The sequence below is a fragment of the Mesorhizobium sp. M9A.F.Ca.ET.002.03.1.2 genome, from assembly GCF_003952365.1.
Lineage (GTDB): Bacteria > Pseudomonadota > Alphaproteobacteria > Rhizobiales > Rhizobiaceae > Mesorhizobium.
Map to the genome: position 1 here is coordinate 1,241,844 of NZ_CP034443.1, position 15,176 is coordinate 1,257,019.

Annotated in this window: 13 protein-coding genes; 4 read left to right on the plus strand and 9 right to left on the minus strand. The window is 65.0% G+C overall.

From position 1 onward, the window contains the following. Positions 1 to 45: 45 nt before the first annotated feature. Genes EJ066_RS06195 through EJ066_RS06210 form a run of 4 tightly spaced genes read right to left on the minus strand, consistent with a single transcriptional unit; the run spans position 46 to position 4,512 of the window. Positions 46 to 993, minus strand: coding sequence for an ABC transporter permease (locus EJ066_RS06195; protein WP_126035866.1), 948 nt, complete (start codon positions 991 to 993; stop codon positions 46 to 48). A gap of 3 nt (positions 994 to 996) precedes the next feature. Continuing rightward, complete coding sequence (locus EJ066_RS06200) at positions 997 to 1,977, minus strand: ABC transporter permease (RefSeq protein WP_126035868.1); 981 nt, start codon at positions 1,975 to 1,977, stop codon at positions 997 to 999. Position 1,978: 1 nt separating this feature from the next. Then, positions 1,979 to 3,448 carry a sugar ABC transporter ATP-binding protein gene (locus tag EJ066_RS06205; RefSeq protein WP_126035870.1) on the minus strand — a complete coding sequence of 490 codons (1,470 nt, stop codon included), beginning with the start codon at positions 3,446 to 3,448 and terminating at the stop codon, positions 1,979 to 1,981. Between the two features lie 50 nt (positions 3,449 to 3,498). Further along, the gene (locus EJ066_RS06210) at positions 3,499 to 4,512 is read right to left on the minus strand and encodes a substrate-binding domain-containing protein (RefSeq protein ID WP_126035872.1); all 1,014 of its coding nucleotides are present in this window, start codon (positions 4,510 to 4,512) and stop codon (positions 3,499 to 3,501) included. Between the two features lie 320 nt (positions 4,513 to 4,832). On the opposite strand from EJ066_RS06210, the gene gnd reads away from it, so the two are divergent. The 4 genes from gnd (at position 4,833) to EJ066_RS06230 (ending at position 9,444) form a co-directional block, all read left to right on the plus strand. Next, a complete protein-coding gene (gene gnd, locus EJ066_RS06215; protein ID WP_126035874.1) occupies positions 4,833 to 5,849 on the plus strand; it encodes a phosphogluconate dehydrogenase (NAD(+)-dependent, decarboxylating) in 1,017 nt (338 codons plus the stop codon). A 14-nt stretch (positions 5,850 to 5,863) separates the two neighbouring features. Beyond that, on the plus strand, positions 5,864 to 7,240 hold the full coding sequence (gene zwf / locus EJ066_RS06220; RefSeq protein WP_126035876.1) for a glucose-6-phosphate dehydrogenase: 1,377 nt from the start codon (positions 5,864 to 5,866) through the stop codon (positions 7,238 to 7,240). 296 nt (positions 7,241 to 7,536) lie between these two features. Then, entirely contained in the window at positions 7,537 to 7,998 is a 462-nt protein-coding gene (locus EJ066_RS06225; protein ID WP_126035878.1) for a MucR family transcriptional regulator, read from the plus strand. Between the two features lie 207 nt (positions 7,999 to 8,205). Further along, the gene (locus EJ066_RS06230; protein ID WP_126035880.1) at positions 8,206 to 9,444 is read left to right on the plus strand and encodes an MFS transporter; all 1,239 of its coding nucleotides are present in this window, start codon (positions 8,206 to 8,208) and stop codon (positions 9,442 to 9,444) included. Positions 9,445 to 9,450: 6 nt separating this feature from the next. Here EJ066_RS06230 and EJ066_RS06235 read toward each other — a convergent pair whose 3' ends face one another. The 5 genes from EJ066_RS06235 to EJ066_RS06255 all read right to left on the minus strand — a co-directional run bounded on the left by EJ066_RS06235 (position 9,451) and on the right by EJ066_RS06255 (position 15,176). Next, positions 9,451 to 10,158, minus strand: a complete 708-nt coding sequence (locus EJ066_RS06235) for a glutamine amidotransferase (RefSeq protein ID WP_126035882.1) — start codon at positions 10,156 to 10,158, stop codon at positions 9,451 to 9,453. 278 nt (positions 10,159 to 10,436) lie between these two features. Beyond that, positions 10,437 to 10,916 (minus strand): TerB family tellurite resistance protein, encoded by a 480-nt coding sequence (locus EJ066_RS06240; RefSeq protein WP_126035884.1) that lies wholly within the window; start codon positions 10,914 to 10,916, stop codon positions 10,437 to 10,439. A 43-nt stretch (positions 10,917 to 10,959) separates the two neighbouring features. Then, positions 10,960 to 12,579, minus strand: coding sequence for a heme biosynthesis protein HemY (locus tag EJ066_RS06245; protein WP_126035886.1), 1,620 nt, complete (start codon positions 12,577 to 12,579; stop codon positions 10,960 to 10,962). Positions 12,580 to 12,592: 13 nt separating this feature from the next. After that, on the minus strand, positions 12,593 to 14,167 hold the full coding sequence (locus EJ066_RS06250; protein ID WP_126035888.1) for a COG4223 family protein: 1,575 nt from the start codon (positions 14,165 to 14,167) through the stop codon (positions 12,593 to 12,595). Positions 14,168 to 14,459: 292 nt separating this feature from the next. Further along, positions 14,460 to 15,176, minus strand: coding sequence for a uroporphyrinogen-III synthase (locus tag EJ066_RS06255; RefSeq protein ID WP_126035890.1), 717 nt, complete (start codon positions 15,174 to 15,176; stop codon positions 14,460 to 14,462).

The window sequence follows — 15,176 nt, forward strand, 5'->3', positions numbered from 1 at the left end:
GGCATGGATCCTCGGGTCAAGCCCGAGGATGACGAAGATGGGAACCTAGCGCAGCGCCTTCTGGCCGCCGGCGGCGGTGATGACGCCGACGATGATCAGCCCGGTCAGCAGCAGACGGACGCCGGCACTGACGCCGAACGTGTTGAGCATGGTCAAAAGCAGCACCAGGAACAGCGCCGCGCCCCAGACGCCTGGCACATTGGCCTTGCCGCCCGCCACCGACGTGCCGCCAATGACGACCACGGCGATCGAGGCCAGCAGATACTCATTGCCGATGTCGACATTGGCGCCGCGGAAGTAGCCGGCAAGCAGCGCCCCGTCGAGGCCGCCGAGCGTGCCCGACAGCGTGTAGGTGAGGAAACGGATGCGGCCGACATTGACGCCGGCCAGCCACGCGGCGCGGATGTTCTGGCCGATCGCCAGCACGGAACGACCATAGATCATGCGCTGCAGCGCGATTGCAGCGCCGATGGTGAACAGCACGGTGAGGATCGCCAGCACCGGAATGCCAAGGATCTGCCGGTTGGCGAAATCGGCGAAGCCCGGCGGCGGCTTGATCTGCAAGCCGCGCCCGTAGCTGATGTCGACCGACTGGATGATGAAGCTGGCCGACAGCGTGGCGATGATCGGCGGAATGCGCAGCGCCCAGATCAAGAGATAGTTGGCGGCGCCGATCGCCATGCCGCAGGCCAGCGCCGCCAGCAGCCCAACGGCGATCATCTGGTCATTGCCGTCCATCACTTTCATGGCGACCGCGCTGGCGAGGCCGATATTCGCCGGCAATGACAGGTCGACATTGCCCGGCCCGAGCGTGATGACGAACATCTGGCCGACACCAACGATGACGGTGAAGACCGCGAGCGACAAAGCCGCGGTGATCATGCCGCCTCCACCATAACCGCCTGTGAAAGTGACTGTCGCCAGCCACACCAGCAGCGCGCCGATGAAGGACCAGATCCAGGGTTTGGCGAGCAGCGTGCGCAACGATGCCATCGCTCACCTCTCCCTGCGGCTGATCAGCACCCGGGCCGCCAGCACGATGATCAGGATCGCGCCATTGGCGGCGACCTGCCAGTCGGGCGGAATGTGCATGAAGGTCAAAAGCGGCGACGCGGCGAGCGCCAAGGTCAGCGCGCCGATCACCGCGCCGATCGGCGACACCCGGCCGCCGACGAATTCGCCGCCACCGAGGATGACGCCGGCGATCGACAGCAGCGTGTAGCCATTGCCGATATTGGCATCGGCCGAGGTGGTGATGCCGATCAAGGCCATGCCGGACAGCACGCCGAACAGACCGGCCAGCGCAAACAGCACGATCTTGGTCTTGAGCAGCGACCAGCCGGCGCGTTCGAGCGCGGCGGCATTGCCGCCCGATCCGCGCAGGATCACACCATAGGAGGTGCGCATCAGCCCGAAATAGACGATCGCCGCGATTAGCAGCGCCGCGATGATCGGGAAAGGAATGAAGGGCGGCTTGAAGGCCATGAGCGACAGCAACCAGTCCGGCGCCTTGCCGCCGGGCTTCGGCAGGGTGAGGATGGCGAGGCCCTGCCAGACGAAGCTCATGCCGAGCGTCACCACGATCGAAGGCAGGTTGCGCAGGTGGATCAGCGCGCCGAGCAGCGCATAGACACCGATCGACCCGAGCAGGATCACCACGCCGACCAGCGGCGCGTCCTTCAGCCACGTCGCCGTGACGCAGCCGACGAACCCGACGAAGGTGCCGATCGACAGGTCCAGCTCGTTGCCGGCGATGACGAACATCTGCGCGATCGTCGCCAGCGCGATCGGGATCGCAAGGTTCAGCATCAGGCTGAAGCCGAAATAGCTGATGGCGCGCGGGTTGAGCCAGGCGATCGCCAGCAGCACCAGCACCAGCGACAGCGCCGGCAGCAAGCTGCGCAACAGGCGCGCCCGCGCCAGCTTGCCGCGCTCGGAGGGGCCCTTGGGGCTGGTCTCGGCGGGTGCTGCCGTCATCTCAGGCCGCGTCGCCGAACGAGGACTGGATGATTTTTTGCTCCGTCAGTTCGTCGCGACGAAGGTTGGCGACGATCCGGCCGTTCTTGAAAACATAGATGTGGTGGCAATTGTCGAGCTCTTCGGTTTCCGTGGTGTACCAGAGGAAGGTGCGGCCGCGGCCAGCCTCTTCGCGCACGAGGTCGTAGACCTCCAGCTTGGTTCCGATGTCGACGCCGCGCATCGGGTCGTCCATCAGCACGATCTTCGCGTCGGAACCGAGCGCCCGGGCAAACAAAGCCTTCTGCTGGTTGCCGCCGGACAGCGAGAAGATGTTGTTGTTCATGTCCGGGGTGCGGATGCCGATTTTCCCTTGCCAGAAGTCGGCGAGTTCGGCTTCACGTTGCGGCGAGATCAAGAGACCGTTGCGCAATCGCGCCAGCGAGCGGATGCCGATGTTTTGCGCGATCGACCATTGCGGGAAGATCCCGTCCGACTGCCGGTCGCCGGCCACCAGCGCCACCGGCGCGGTGACCTCAATGCCGGTTTTGGAGCGGGCCGCGGCGGCGAAGATCGCCAGCAGCAGATCCGTCTGTCCATGGCCGGCCAGCCCGGCAAGGCCAATGATCTCGCCGGCATGCGCCACAAGTTCGTTGCCGTCCTCTTGCCGCGCCGGGCGGGCCCGGACCCGCAACGGACCGGCCTCCGGCTTTTGGGTCGCGATTTCGGCCGCGATCTTCTCACGCGCTTCTGCCCCACCCATGGTCGTCACCAGCCTGTCGCGATCGAAAGCCTTCGCCGCGTCCGACGCAACGACCTTGCCGTCGCGCATCACCACGATGCGGTCGGCATTCCTGAGCACCTCGCCCAGAAGATGCGAGATCAGGATGCAGCTCCGGCCAGCGGCGACGAAGCGCCGGACGAAGGCCAGCAACTGGCCGGCCGTATGGGCGTCGAGCGAGGATGTCGGCTCGTCGAGGATGACCAGTTCGAGCGGATCCTGCGTCACCGTGAAGGCACGCGCCACTTCGACCATCTGCCGCCTGCCGATGGAAAGGTCGCTGGCGATATCGGAGGCGGAGATGCTGTGGCCCGGGAAGATCTCGTCGAGCTTGGCGGCGATGAGATCGGCCGCCCTGCTCCGCCAGCCGAAGCCGCTGAGCGCCGGATGGTTGATACGCGTGTTCTCGGCAACGCTGAGGTTCGGGCAGAGCGAGAGTTCCTGGAACACGCAGCGTATGCCGAGCTGCTGGGCGCGCGGCACCGAATAATTGTCCTCGATGCCGCCACGCACCGCGATCCGCCCGCTGTCGGGCACAAGCGTGCCCGCCACCATGTGCATGAGCGTCGACTTTCCCGCGCCATTGTGGCCGACGAGGCCGACGCATTCGCCCGCGCGGACGTGGAAATCGACGCCGGCGAGCGCACGGACGGCGCCGAAATGTTTTTCGGCGCCGTCCAGCCTGACGATGTCTGCGCTAGCTTCGGGCATCCCTCAGCAATAGCCGTTTGGCGATGCCGGAAGCAACGATCGTGTCACGCTCACTTGATGTTGGCTTTGATGGCCGCGATAGCGTCTTCCTGCGTGTATTCGTGGCTGGCCACGCCACCTTTGGGGATTTTCGGCAGTGCGGCCTCGAAATCGTCCTGGGTGAAGGCGAGGTATGGCACCAGCAGATCATGCGGTATGTCGGTACGGCCATCGAGCACCTGCTGCGCCACCCAGAAGGCCAGCGACGACACGCCCGGCGCGATCGACGCCGACCAGGTCTGGTAGCCGTCCTTGTCCTTCTGTTCCTTCCACCATTGCAATTCGTCCTGGCGGTTGCCCATGATGATGGTCGGGCGCGGCTTGCCGGCAGCGGCGAAGGCCTGTGCCGCGCCATAGCCGTCGCCGCCCTGATCGACGACGCCGACGATTTCCGGCAGCGACGGCAGGATCGTCGCGACCGCCTTCTGCGCCGTGGTCTGATCCCAATCGCCGGTCACCGAGCCGACGATCTTGAATTCGGGATGGGCGGCGACGCCCTCCAGGATGCCGGCGTGGATGGCGTCGTCGATCGAGGTGCCGGCGAGACCGCGGATTTCCAAGAGATTGCCGCCCTTGGGCTGGAACTTGGCCATCTGCTCTACTTCCTGCTTGCCCATGTCCTTGAAGTCAACGACCACGCGATAGGCGCAGGGCTCGGTGACGATGCCGTCGAAGGAGACGACGACGATGCCAGCGTCGCAAGCCTGCTTGATGGCGCCGTTGAGCGCGTCCGGCGAGGCGGCGTTGATGACGATCGCGTCATAGCCTTGCAGGATCAGGTTCTGCACCTGGGCTGCCTGGGTCGGCACTTCCTTATCGGCCGTCGTGAAGATATCCGCGGCCGCGACCACCCCGTCGGCGACGGCCTTCTTGGTGACGATGGCGTAGCTGTCGAGCATCGCCTGGCGCCACGAATTGCCGGCATAATTGTTGGAAAAGGCGATCTTCTTGTCGCTGGTATCGGCAAGCGCCGTGCCTGACGCGAGCATCGCCGCGAATGTGCCCAAAACGAGCAGTTTCTTCATGTCATACTCCTCCCTGAGTTGCTGGTCTGATGGCTGTTAAAATTCACGTCCCTGTTTTTTATCTATTGTCAGACAAATGCAGACGGCTCGCAAGCTGTCAACTGCAATCCGCGCGGAGTTGGCGATCAACTTGCGGTGCAATGATTGAAAAGCCTTCGGTTCATGGTCTAGGGAAGCGTCTGGATGTTCCGCCGGGCAATACGATCGTCTTTACTTTTTTCTGGTCCGATACCGGTCGTTGGGAGAATGTCGATTTTTCCGTCGGCATCGATGGGTCGGACGGCCACTAGACTCTATCCCTCAAGAACCAGGACGAGAACATGCAGATTGGAATGATGGGACTGGGCAGGATGGGCGCCAACATGGTTCGGCGCCTGCTGCGCGATGGCCATGAATGCGTCGTCTACGATATCAACCCGGCCAGCGTCGCCGCACTGGTCAAGGACGGCGCGATCGGGACGGCTTCGATGGAGGAGTTCGTCGGCAAGCTGACCAAGCCGCGCAGCGCCTGGCTGATGCTGCCGGCGGCGATCACCGGCAAGATCGTCGAGCAGGTGGCCGCACTGATGGAGCCAGGCGACATCATCATCGACGGCGGCAATTCATATTACCACGACGCTGTCGACCAGGCCGCACATCTCGCCTCCAGGGGCCTTAACTATGTCGATGTCGGCACCAGCGGCGGCGTCTGGGGCCTCGAGCGCGGCTATTGCCTGATGATCGGCGGCCCCGACGGCGCGGTCCGGCATCTCGACCCGGTCTTCGCGACGCTGGCGCCCGGCGCCGATGCCGGGGTGCCTGCCCCCGGGAAGGATGCAGGAACCGCGCCCTTCGGCTATCTCCATTGCGGACCGAGCGGCGCCGGCCATTTCGTCAAGATGGTCCACAACGGCATCGAGTACGGCGTCATGGCCGCCTATGCCGAGGGCATGAACATCCTGAAATCGGCGAATGCGGGCAAGAAGCAGCGGACGGCGGACGCCGAAACCAGCCCGTTGGAAAACCCGCAATATTACCAGTTCGACATCGACGTTGCCGAGGTGGCCGAGGTCTGGCGGCATGGCAGTGTCATCGGCTCCTGGCTGCTCGACCTGACGGCCGGCGCCTTGAAGGCCGACTCGGCGCTGACCCAGTTCGGCGGACGGGTTTCGGATTCCGGCGAAGGCCGCTGGACGCTGAAGGCGGCGATCGACACCGGCGTGCCGGCGCCGGTTCTGTCCTCGGCGCTGTTCGACCGGTTCTCCTCGCAAGGCGAATCCGAATTCGCCGACAAGCTCCTGTCCGCCATGCGCTACGCTTTCGGCGGCCATGTCGAAAAGTCGAAGACCGGCTCGTGACCGGGGAGACACTCATGAACCAGGAACGATCCGACACGCTGGTGCTCTTCGGGGCAACCGGCGATCTCGCCCACAAGAAGATCTTCCCCGCACTTTATACCATGGTCGCCAAGGGAACGCTGACCGAGCCGGTGATCGGCGTCGCTTTCGACGCCTGGGACCTGAAACAGTTGCAGGCGCGCGCCCGCGACGGCATCGCCAAGGCCATCGGCAAGGTCGACGAAAAGATCTTCGCGAAACTTGCCGCGCTGCTTCGTTATGTCAGCGGCGACTATCGTAGCGCCGCGACGTTCGAGCAGCTGAAAAACGTGCTGGGGACCGCACAGCATCCGCTGCACTATCTGGCGGTGCCGCCGACCATGTTCGAGACGGTCATCCAGGGGCTGGAGCAGTCGGGCGCGGCCCAGGGCGCGCGGCTGATGGTGGAAAAGCCTTTCGGTCACGACCTGCAATCGGCGCGTTGGCTGAACCGGGTTCTGCACCTGGTATTCGACGAGCAGTCGATCTTTCGCATCGACCATTATCTCGGCAAGGAAGCGATCCAGAACCTGCTCTATTTCCGCTTCGCCAATTCCTTTCTCGAGCCGATCTGGAACCGCAATTTCGTCGAGAGCGTGCAGATCACCATGGCCGAGGATTTCGGCGTCGAGGGCCGCGGCCGCTTCTACGACGAGGTCGGCTGCATCCGCGACGTCATCGAGAACCATCTGCTCAACATCCTGCTGCTGCTCGCCATGGAGCCGCCCGTCGGCCGCTCGGCCGACGATCTGATCGACGAGAAGGTGCAGGTGCTGAGGGCGATCCGGACGCTGACCAAGGACGATGTCGTGCGCGGCCAATTCGATGGCTATCTCGCCGAGCCCGGCGTGGCGCCGAACTCGCCGGTCGAGACCTTCGCGGCGGTGCGGTTTTTCGTCGACACCTGGCGATGGCAGGATGTGCCCTTCTTCATCCGCGCCGGCAAATCCCTGCCCGTGCATGCCACCGAGGTCATTGTCCGGCTGAAGCGGCCGCCGCTCGACGTCTTCGACCCGATCAAGCCCGACGACGCCAACCATGTGCGCTTCCGCATCAATCCGCAGGTGGCGATCTCGATCGGCGCCCAGCGCAAAGCCCCCGGCGACGACATGCTCGGCGAGCAGGTCGAGCTGACGGCCCTTGACGACTCGAAGGGCGACATGCCGCCCTATGAGCGGCTGATCGGCGACGCCATGAACGGCAACCGCCAGCTGTTCACCCGCCAGGACGCCAGCGAGCTTGCCTGGCGGATCGTCGGCCCGGTGCTTGGCGACAACACGCCGCCTCCGCTTTATGAGCCGGGCACATGGGGCCCTGCCGACGCGATGGCCGGGTTCGGACCGCCGAACGGCTGGATCAATCCGGCGAAGTGATCCCGAGAAGCGACGCAATGGCGCCATGCAGCCCTGACTATGCGCTCATCGGCGGCGGCAATGTCGACAAACTCGACTGCCGATTGCAGGCGCGGCGACAACACCCGCGCCTGCGATGGTGGATTTCGACTGTGCGCGACAACTCACTGATCGTCTGATATTCTGATCGTTTGGGGGCAGACCTGTTGATCTAAGTGCTGCCGTTAGTATTGTGTTCAAAATAATGTGCAGCGTCATTGCGTTACGCAGATTTGCCGACTAGGAGTTCTGCTAGCCCCCAGGATGGAGAAAATAGATTGACCGACGATAGCAACAACGCTCGCAAGGACATCGATCTGCTTGAGCTGACCGCTCACATCGTGTCCGCCTACGTCGAGAAGAATCGCCTGCCGGCTTCCGGCCTCGGCGACCTCATCGCAAGCGTCAGCGCTTCGATAAGCGGGCTCGGACAACCCGCCGTCCCAGCGGCAGCGCCGTTGGTCCCCGCGGTCAACCCAAAGAAATCGGTGACGCCGGATTTCATCGTCTGCCTCGAAGACGGCAAGAAGTTCAAATCCCTGAAGCGCCATATCGGCGTTCATTTCGGGCTGACGCCGGACGCCTATCGCGCCAAATGGGGTTTGCCGGCCGACTATCCGATGGTCGCCCCCAATTATGCCGCCTCGCGCTCGCAGCTGGCGAAGGCGATAGGCCTTGGCCGCAAGGCCGCCCCGCCGGCGCCGGCCAAGAAGGCGAGAAAGCCCAAGGCCAAGGCCTGACGCGTCGAAGGCCTGACACGTCGTTCGAAGCCCGGCGCCGAGCGCGGTTGCCATATGCAATTAGCATGGCGACCCGGAAATCCTCGATCCAGAGCCGATTTTTGCGCGCGCCCCGCACCGAACTGCGCTAAAAGCGCTGTGGTCGGACCAGCGACCATCGTGAATGGCCCCGCCGGCCGATAACAATCTCGCCGGGGCCATTCACAAATGACAGCCGAACAAACATCGCCCGACCAGCGCTATGCCGCCTTCCGGCATAGACCCTTCCTGAGCTATTGGGCGGCGCGCTTCCTCTCCACATTCGCCACCCAGATCGTATCCGTCGCCGTCGGCTGGCAGGTCTACGACCTGACCCGCGATCCGTTCGATCTCGGCCTTGTCGGCATTGTCCAGTTCCTGCCTTCGCTGCTGCTGGTGCTGGTCACCGGGGTGGTCGCCGACCGTTTCGGACGCCGTCTGATCATGGCGCTGACGGTCCTGCTGGAGGCGATCTGCGCGCTGGCCCTTTTGCTGTTGACACTGCGCGGCCTTGGCGGACCGGGGTTGATCTTCGTCGTGCTTGCCATGTTCGGCATCGCGCGCGCCTTCTTCGGGCCGGCCTCGGCGTCGCTGTTCGCCAACCTCGTGCCACCGGAGGATTTCGGCAACGCGATCGCCTGGAATTCGTCAGCCTGGCAGACGGCGACCATCATCGGGCCGGTCGCCGGCGGCCTGCTCTACGGGCTTTCGGCGGAAGCGGCATACGGAACCGCAGCCGTTCTGATGCTTGTCGCCGCGGTGCTGATCTTCACCATCCCCAAGCCTGCCCAGCGCAGCGAGACCGACAAGCCGACGATGCAGACGCTGTTTGCCGGCTTCGGCTATATCTGGGGCGAGAAGATCGTGCTCGGCGCCATCTCGCTCGATTTGTTCGCCGTGCTTTTGTCCGGCGCCACGGCACTGCTGCCGATCTACGCGCGCGACATCCTCGAACTCGGCCCATGGGGCCTGGGACTGTTGCGCTCGGCACCCGGCATCGGTGCCATCTGCGTTGCCATCTGGCTGGCCGGACATCCGATCCGCAACCATGCCGGCGTGGTGATGCTCGGCTTCGTCGCGCTGTTCGGCGCCTTCACCGTGCTGTTCGGCCTTTCGACCATCCCCTGGCTGTCGATCGCGGCACTCGCCTTGCTCGGCGCCACCGATATGTTCAGCGTCTATATCCGTGAGACGCTGATCCAGCTGTGGACGCCTGATCAGGTGCGCGGCCGCGTCAATGCCGTCAATCAGGTTTTCGTCGGCGCTTCCAATGAGCTGGGCGAATTCCGTGCAGGCACTTTTGCCGCACTGATCGGCACCGTGCCGGCGGTGGTGGTCGGCGGCGTCGGCGCCATTGCTGTCGCCGGCCTGTGGGCAGTGCTGTTTCCGCAGCTGCGCAAGGTGCGCCACCTCGACGGGCGAAACTGATTCTCATCAAACAGCGGGGCTGCCAAAGATCGTCTGCAGGAATTCGCCGAGCCAGCGCTTGAGGTGCATGTCCCAGATCAGCCGGCCGCCGAGATGATCGCGGCCTGGCTGCGCGCCGGGCAACTCGAAGCGATGCGCGCCGCGAACGACCCAGCGCTGCATCATCACCCGGGTCAATTCGCCATGGAACTGGATGCCCCAGGCATTGTCGCCATAACGAAAGGCCTGGTTGGGATAGGTCTCGGCCGTCGCCAGCAGCGTCGCGTCCCTCGGCAGCGAAAAGCCCTCGCGGTGAAACTGGTAGACCATGTCAGGCCAGTGCATCAACTTCCGGCCATCCTCGGTCGCCTTCAACGGATACCAGCCGATCTCGACCAGCCCCTCGCCATGACCCTCGACCTTGCCGCCAAGATGGTTGACCAGCATCTGCGCGCCGAGGCAGATGCCGAGCAACGGCCGGTTCTCCCTGAGCGGAACTTTCAGCCAGTCGGTCTCGCGGCGGACGAAGTCGTCCTCGTCGTTGGCGCTCATCGGTCCGCCGAACACCACGGCTCCGGCATGACCGTCCAGCGTCTCCGGCAAGGCGTCGCCGAGCGGCGGGCAGCGGAGATCGAGGTCGAAGCCTTCTTCGATAAGCATATGGCCGACGCGACCGGGGCTCGAACTCTCCTGATGCAGCACGATCAGGATTTTTGGTCTCGGCCTGGCCCGCAATTCTCACACTCCATGTAGCCTGCGTTGCTCTTTCGGCGCGGCAGATACGGTGTCGGGCTGCGAAAAGCGTATAGAGACATACGGTTGAGCAGCCCGACACCGTAGGTGCCCGCCGAAAGGCAACCCGAAGGGCCGGTTGAAGAAGCCGGCAGGCTGCGTCGCCGCGCTTGCCCGATGGGACCGCATCGCTCTGCGCGCGGCTCCTACCCTGCCGGCTTCTTGAACCGGCGCAGGCCACATCGAGTGTGAGAATTGCGGGCTAGGCATGGGGATCCTGTCTATTCGTCGCTCGACGTTCCGGTGGCGCCCGGCGCCTCGGCCGCCGCCTTGCGCCGCGCCTCGACCCGGTCGCGGCGTTCGACGCCTATCAGCTCGGCGACTCGCCAGACGATATTGTCCTCGAGTTCGTGCAACTCGCCATCGGCATAGACGATCTCCCACATCAGGCCGATGAAGGCTTTTCGCGCATCTGGATCGAGCTGGCGCTTCAACACGCTGGTGAAGGCGTAGAGGTCGACCGCCTCATTGTCGGCCCGCTCGCCGGCGGCGGCCAGCGCGTCGAGCTCGTCGCCGCCGATCGAATAGCTTTCCGCCAGCACCGCCTTGAACCGCTCCCATTCGGCATCCTGACGCACGCCGTCGGCGTTCATCACATGGTAGAGAAGGGCGGATGCGGCAACGCGCGGATCATCGGCGTCATTGCGGGCGCCGCCACCTGCCGGCAGCTCCTTCAGAAACGACAGAACGCGTTCGAACATGCGATTACTTCCCATAGGGCCAAGACTACCAAGCTCGGCCAAATCAGAACAAGCGAAACCTGCGTGGTGATTTTTCGTTCTCGTCGTCCGGGTCGACGCCGGGGTCGTCGGGCAGCCGGGCCAGTTCCTCCGCCGGCTCGACAGCTTCGGCATCCGGTGGCACCGAGGCAAAGGCCGAAGCGGTGACCGGCGTGACATGGTCTTCGCTACCTTCCGATGCCGCAGCCGTGATCGGTCTTTCGGCCGAAACAGCGGGGTTCAGCTCGATCACGTTTTCCTTTGCCGGCACATTTTCCTTTGCCGGCTTGATTGGCGCCGCAATGGTCGGCACCGCGGCGCCCGGCGCGTCCTCATCACTGTCGATGAGCTGGCCGAGCCGCTCCAACGGCGCCCGCCATTCGAAGGCGTCGAGCTTGCCGGTGATCGGCGACACCGGCGCCCAGCGTTCGGAGGCGACGCCGTCGGCAACCCAGGCCGGATCGCGCGGTGCACGCACTGCCTTGGACAACAGCTGCCGCACCTTGCCCTGATCGCCGGTCTCGGCCTCCTCGATGTCGGCCAGCAGCAGATAGGCGCCTTCGCGACGGTCCATGCGAATGGCTGCCTCGGCCTCCCGGCGGGCGGTTGAAAAATCCTGCGCGTCGAGCGCGGCGCGCGCCACCGCCAGCGAGGATTCGGCGTGGTTCTTCTTCATCTCCTGCAGCTTCCTCGCCCGGTTCAGCCGGTCGAGCACGGCGTCCGCAGGCCGGGCGTGGGTGTAAAGCTCGGCGATCTCCGGATGCGGCTCGGCCTTCCACGCCGCTTCCAGTATCTTCGAGCCCTTGCGCACATCGTTCTCACGAAACAGCATTTTGGCGGCGACGACCGCCGCCGGCGCGAAATCCGGCCGCAGCCGGTTGGCCTCGAGGGCGGCGGTTCTGGCGGCATTGGGGTCACTGTCGATCAGCGCCTGCGCCTTGGCGGTGAGCAGCACGGCGCGGCGCCGGTTGGCGGCGTCGCGTTCGATCTGCCGCGTCGATTTCTGCGCCTCGACCAGTTTCAGCGCGCCGTCCCAGTCGCCGCGCCCGGTCAGGTCTTCCAGCGTCGATTCGGCGGCCCAGGCCAGTTGCGGCGCCATCACCGCGGCGCGCCCGGCATAGTGCCGCGCCGCGTTGCGATCGCCGAGGCGCTCGGCCTCGAGATAGAGCCCGCGCAGGCCAAGCAGCCGCATTTCCGGATCGTCGAGCATGGTTTCGAACTTCTCGCGCGCGCCCTCATGGTCGCCTTCGAGCAGCGAGGCCTGCGCCTCCAGCAACTGGATCAGCGGCTCCTGGTCGGAGCGGATCAGCTTTGCCGCTTCCTTGGTCTTCTTGCGGGCGAGTGCCCCGTCACCGGCGCCGGCGGCGATCATGCCGGTCGACAGCGCCTGATAACCACGATCGCGGCGGCGCACGCGGAAATAGCGCGAGATGGTGTAGGGACTGTTCCATAGCGATTTGATCAGCCACCAGACGATCATCACCGCGGCAACGACGGCGACGACCGCCACCGCCGCCACCATCAGGCTGACCTGGTATTGATAGCCGCTGAAGGTGACGACCATCTCGCCCGGCCGGTCTGCCAGCCAGGCGAAACCCAGCCCGAGCGCGAAAACGACGGCGAGGAAGAGGAGAATGCGAATCATCGGGTTTTCCTCATCACGCCTTCATCGCGCCTGATATCAACGCGTCGACCTCAGTCTCGACCTCGATTCGCGCTTTCAGTTTGCCGGCAAAGTCGGCGCCGGCGGCCTTCACGGCCTCTGGCAGCGCATCGTATTCGCTGAGCGCCTTGGCGTAGTCGCCCTGGTTGACCGCCACCTCCATGCGCGCGACGGTTTCCGGCGCGCCGGCGCCTTCGACGGCACCGATCGGCCTGACCTTGACCAGCGATTCGGCGCTCGACAAAAGGTTCTGCAGGAAGCCGGCATTCTCATCGACTGGCGCGGCGGCGGCGACCATGGCACTGGCCGCGGCGTCTGCCTCCGCCGCGATTTCGGCGCGGGTCGGAACGCCCTTTTCGGCGTGGGGACGCAGCTTCGCAATCTGCGGTGCGTCCGGTGAAATCGCCGCAAGAGTTTCGAGTTCGGCCGCGAAGGGCGCGCCGCGGTCGAGTGCCGCCTTCAGCGCCGACGCGGCGATGGCTAGCGCGATCTTCGGCTGCCCCGCCTGTGCCTCGACCTTGCCGGAAAGCTGCGACACCGACTGTTCCAGCGCCGCAAGCCGACTTTCCTGCGCCTTCGTCGCCTCGCCGGCGGATTTCACCGCCGCGTCGAACCCGGCCAGCTTTTCGTTGAGCGGCCCGAGATCGGCCGGCGCCGTGTTGCCGGCCTCGCCGAGGGCCGCGACCGCCGTCTCGATCTGCCTGACCTTGTCGCCAAGTGCCGCAAGCCCGGCGGTGTCGCCAGCCTGCTCGACCGCCGATTTCAGCGCCGCGACATCCGCCTTGACCTGATCCAGCGCCGACGACAGCCCATCCACCTTGGCCGTCACATCGCTGTTGCCGGCCGAGTCCTTGAGCCCGGCGATCTCGCTCTTCAGCGAAGCGATTTCGCCATTGATGCCATCGAGCGATACGCTGCCCGCGCCTGGCGCGCCAATGAGGCCGGCAAACTGCAGCCCTCCGGCGGCGGCCAGCGCGATGACGCCGCCGATAATGCCGGCAGCGATGCCGTTGATGCCGCCACGCTTCGGCTGCGCTGCCATGTCGTCATTCCTCGTTTGGGCTTCTTTCGGCGCTTCTTCGCTTCCGCTGGCCCCCGTCCCGCTGGCCCCCGTCCCGCTGGCCCCCATCCCGCTGGCCCCCATCCGGCTGGCCCCCATCCGGCTGGCTTTGGCCGATGCGTCGTCGAAACTGTAGTCGAAGGCCCGATTCGCCGATGCCTCCGAGCCGGCCGGATAAGTGGATTTTGATTCTTCTGGACGCTTGGTGCCGACCTCTGCTGGCTCTTCCGAGCCGGCCTGCGGCGCCGCGTCGGCATGTTCCCACGGCTCGAGATCGGTCTGGTCGGCATGCACCGGTTCGTCAGGGACCTCCGGCTGCGAGGCGGCTTCTTCCACCTTCGCCTCCTCGGTCTGGGCTCCCTCGGCCTGGTCTTCCTCGGTCCGTGCCCCCTCAGTCCGTGGCTTGGCGGCATCCTCGTCGGCAACGCGCGAGACGGCGCCGGGCTCGAGCTCGATGGTCACCGGCTCGCGACGGCTTTTCGAATGCCGCATTTTCGGCGTCTTGACCATGCTTTGGCTCCGCAAAAATTCGCTTCGGGATGGTTCAGAAAGGGTCTAGCACATCACCAAGCGGTGAAAAGGGGCGGCGTGATGACACGGGGCTTCGAAGGATAGCGTCGACTCCGGAAATAAAAAACCCGCCTCGGCGGGCGGGTCGTTGGCGCAATCAACACCATACAAAAATTACTAACATAATTGCCGGCACAAAGCAAGAACAAATACGCTATACCTCAGGCAATCGCCCAGCCCCTCATCGACCTGCCGGCACCTTCTGCCCGGACGGAGCAGCGGCGGATGCCGGTCAGCGGCGTACCTGCAAAAGTTCCAGCAGCGCGTCTTCGCTGGGTTCCGGCGCAATGCGGATTTCTTTGTCGGCGACGTCGCCCAGGGCTGCGGCGATACGTCCGGACAGGGCGAAGAAACATGTGTTTTCAAAAAGCGCACACAGCGCCGGCCGCTCGGTCAGGGCCTGCATCGCTGCCGCCGCCTTGGCCGAATAGAGCAGCACCGCTTCAACCGGCTGGCCGGACAGGCGCGCAAGGATTGCGGCGTCCGAATAGCCTGGCGCAACGGTGTCGTAGGTCTCGATGGCGCGGACGTGGATACACGCGGCCTTCAGCCGCGCCTCGAACGCCGGAAACCGCACGCGTCCGCACAGATAGACGACCGTACCAGCCGCGAAGCCGCCGGCAAGCGCATCGGCCAGCGCCTCGGCATCGCCCAGGCCTTCGCTGACGGACGGGAATCCCGCCGCGCGGGCTGCTTCCGCCGTCCTTTTGCCGACGGCGTGACAGGGCAAGGCGGCGAGCGCCGCGATGATTTCCTTCGGCGCATGGCGCACGGCATTGGCACTGGTGACCGCGACGGCCGCGGCATTGTCGGCGACGGCATCGGCATCGACCGGCAGAGCCACCGTTTCGGTCAACGGCAACAGGACCGGCTGGAAACCCTGGTCCTCGAGCCGCCGCATTGTGCGCGAGGCGCCCGGCTCCGGCCTCGTCACCAGGACGCGAACCAT

Bases quoted from the DNA above. Each gene is read 5' to 3' on its own strand.
- EJ066_RS06230 (WP_126035880.1), top strand. From the start codon at position 8,206: ATGACAGCCGAACAAACATCGCCCGACCAGCGCTATGCCGCCTTCCGG.
- EJ066_RS06195 (WP_126035866.1), bottom strand. From the start codon at position 993: ATGGCATCGTTGCGCACGCTGCTCGCCAAACCCTGGATCTGGTCCTTC.
- EJ066_RS06200 (WP_126035868.1), bottom strand. From the start codon at position 1,977: ATGACGGCAGCACCCGCCGAGACCAGCCCCAAGGGCCCCTCCGAGCGC.
- EJ066_RS06255 (WP_126035890.1), bottom strand. From the start codon at position 15,176: ATGGTTCGCGTCCTGGTGACGAGGCCGGAGCCGGGCGCCTCGCGCACA.
- EJ066_RS06210 (WP_126035872.1), bottom strand. From the start codon at position 4,512: ATGAAGAAACTGCTCGTTTTGGGCACATTCGCGGCGATGCTCGCGTCA.
- EJ066_RS06245 (WP_126035886.1), bottom strand. From the start codon at position 12,579: ATGATTCGCATTCTCCTCTTCCTCGCCGTCGTTTTCGCGCTCGGGCTG.
- EJ066_RS06250 (WP_126035888.1), bottom strand. From the start codon at position 14,167: ATGGTCAAGACGCCGAAAATGCGGCATTCGAAAAGCCGTCGCGAGCCG.
- zwf (WP_126035876.1), top strand. From the start codon at position 5,864: ATGAACCAGGAACGATCCGACACGCTGGTGCTCTTCGGGGCAACCGGC.
- gnd (WP_126035874.1), top strand. From the start codon at position 4,833: ATGCAGATTGGAATGATGGGACTGGGCAGGATGGGCGCCAACATGGTT.
- EJ066_RS06240 (WP_126035884.1), bottom strand. From the start codon at position 10,916: ATGTTCGAACGCGTTCTGTCGTTTCTGAAGGAGCTGCCGGCAGGTGGC.
- EJ066_RS06205 (WP_126035870.1), bottom strand. From the start codon at position 3,448: ATGCCCGAAGCTAGCGCAGACATCGTCAGGCTGGACGGCGCCGAAAAA.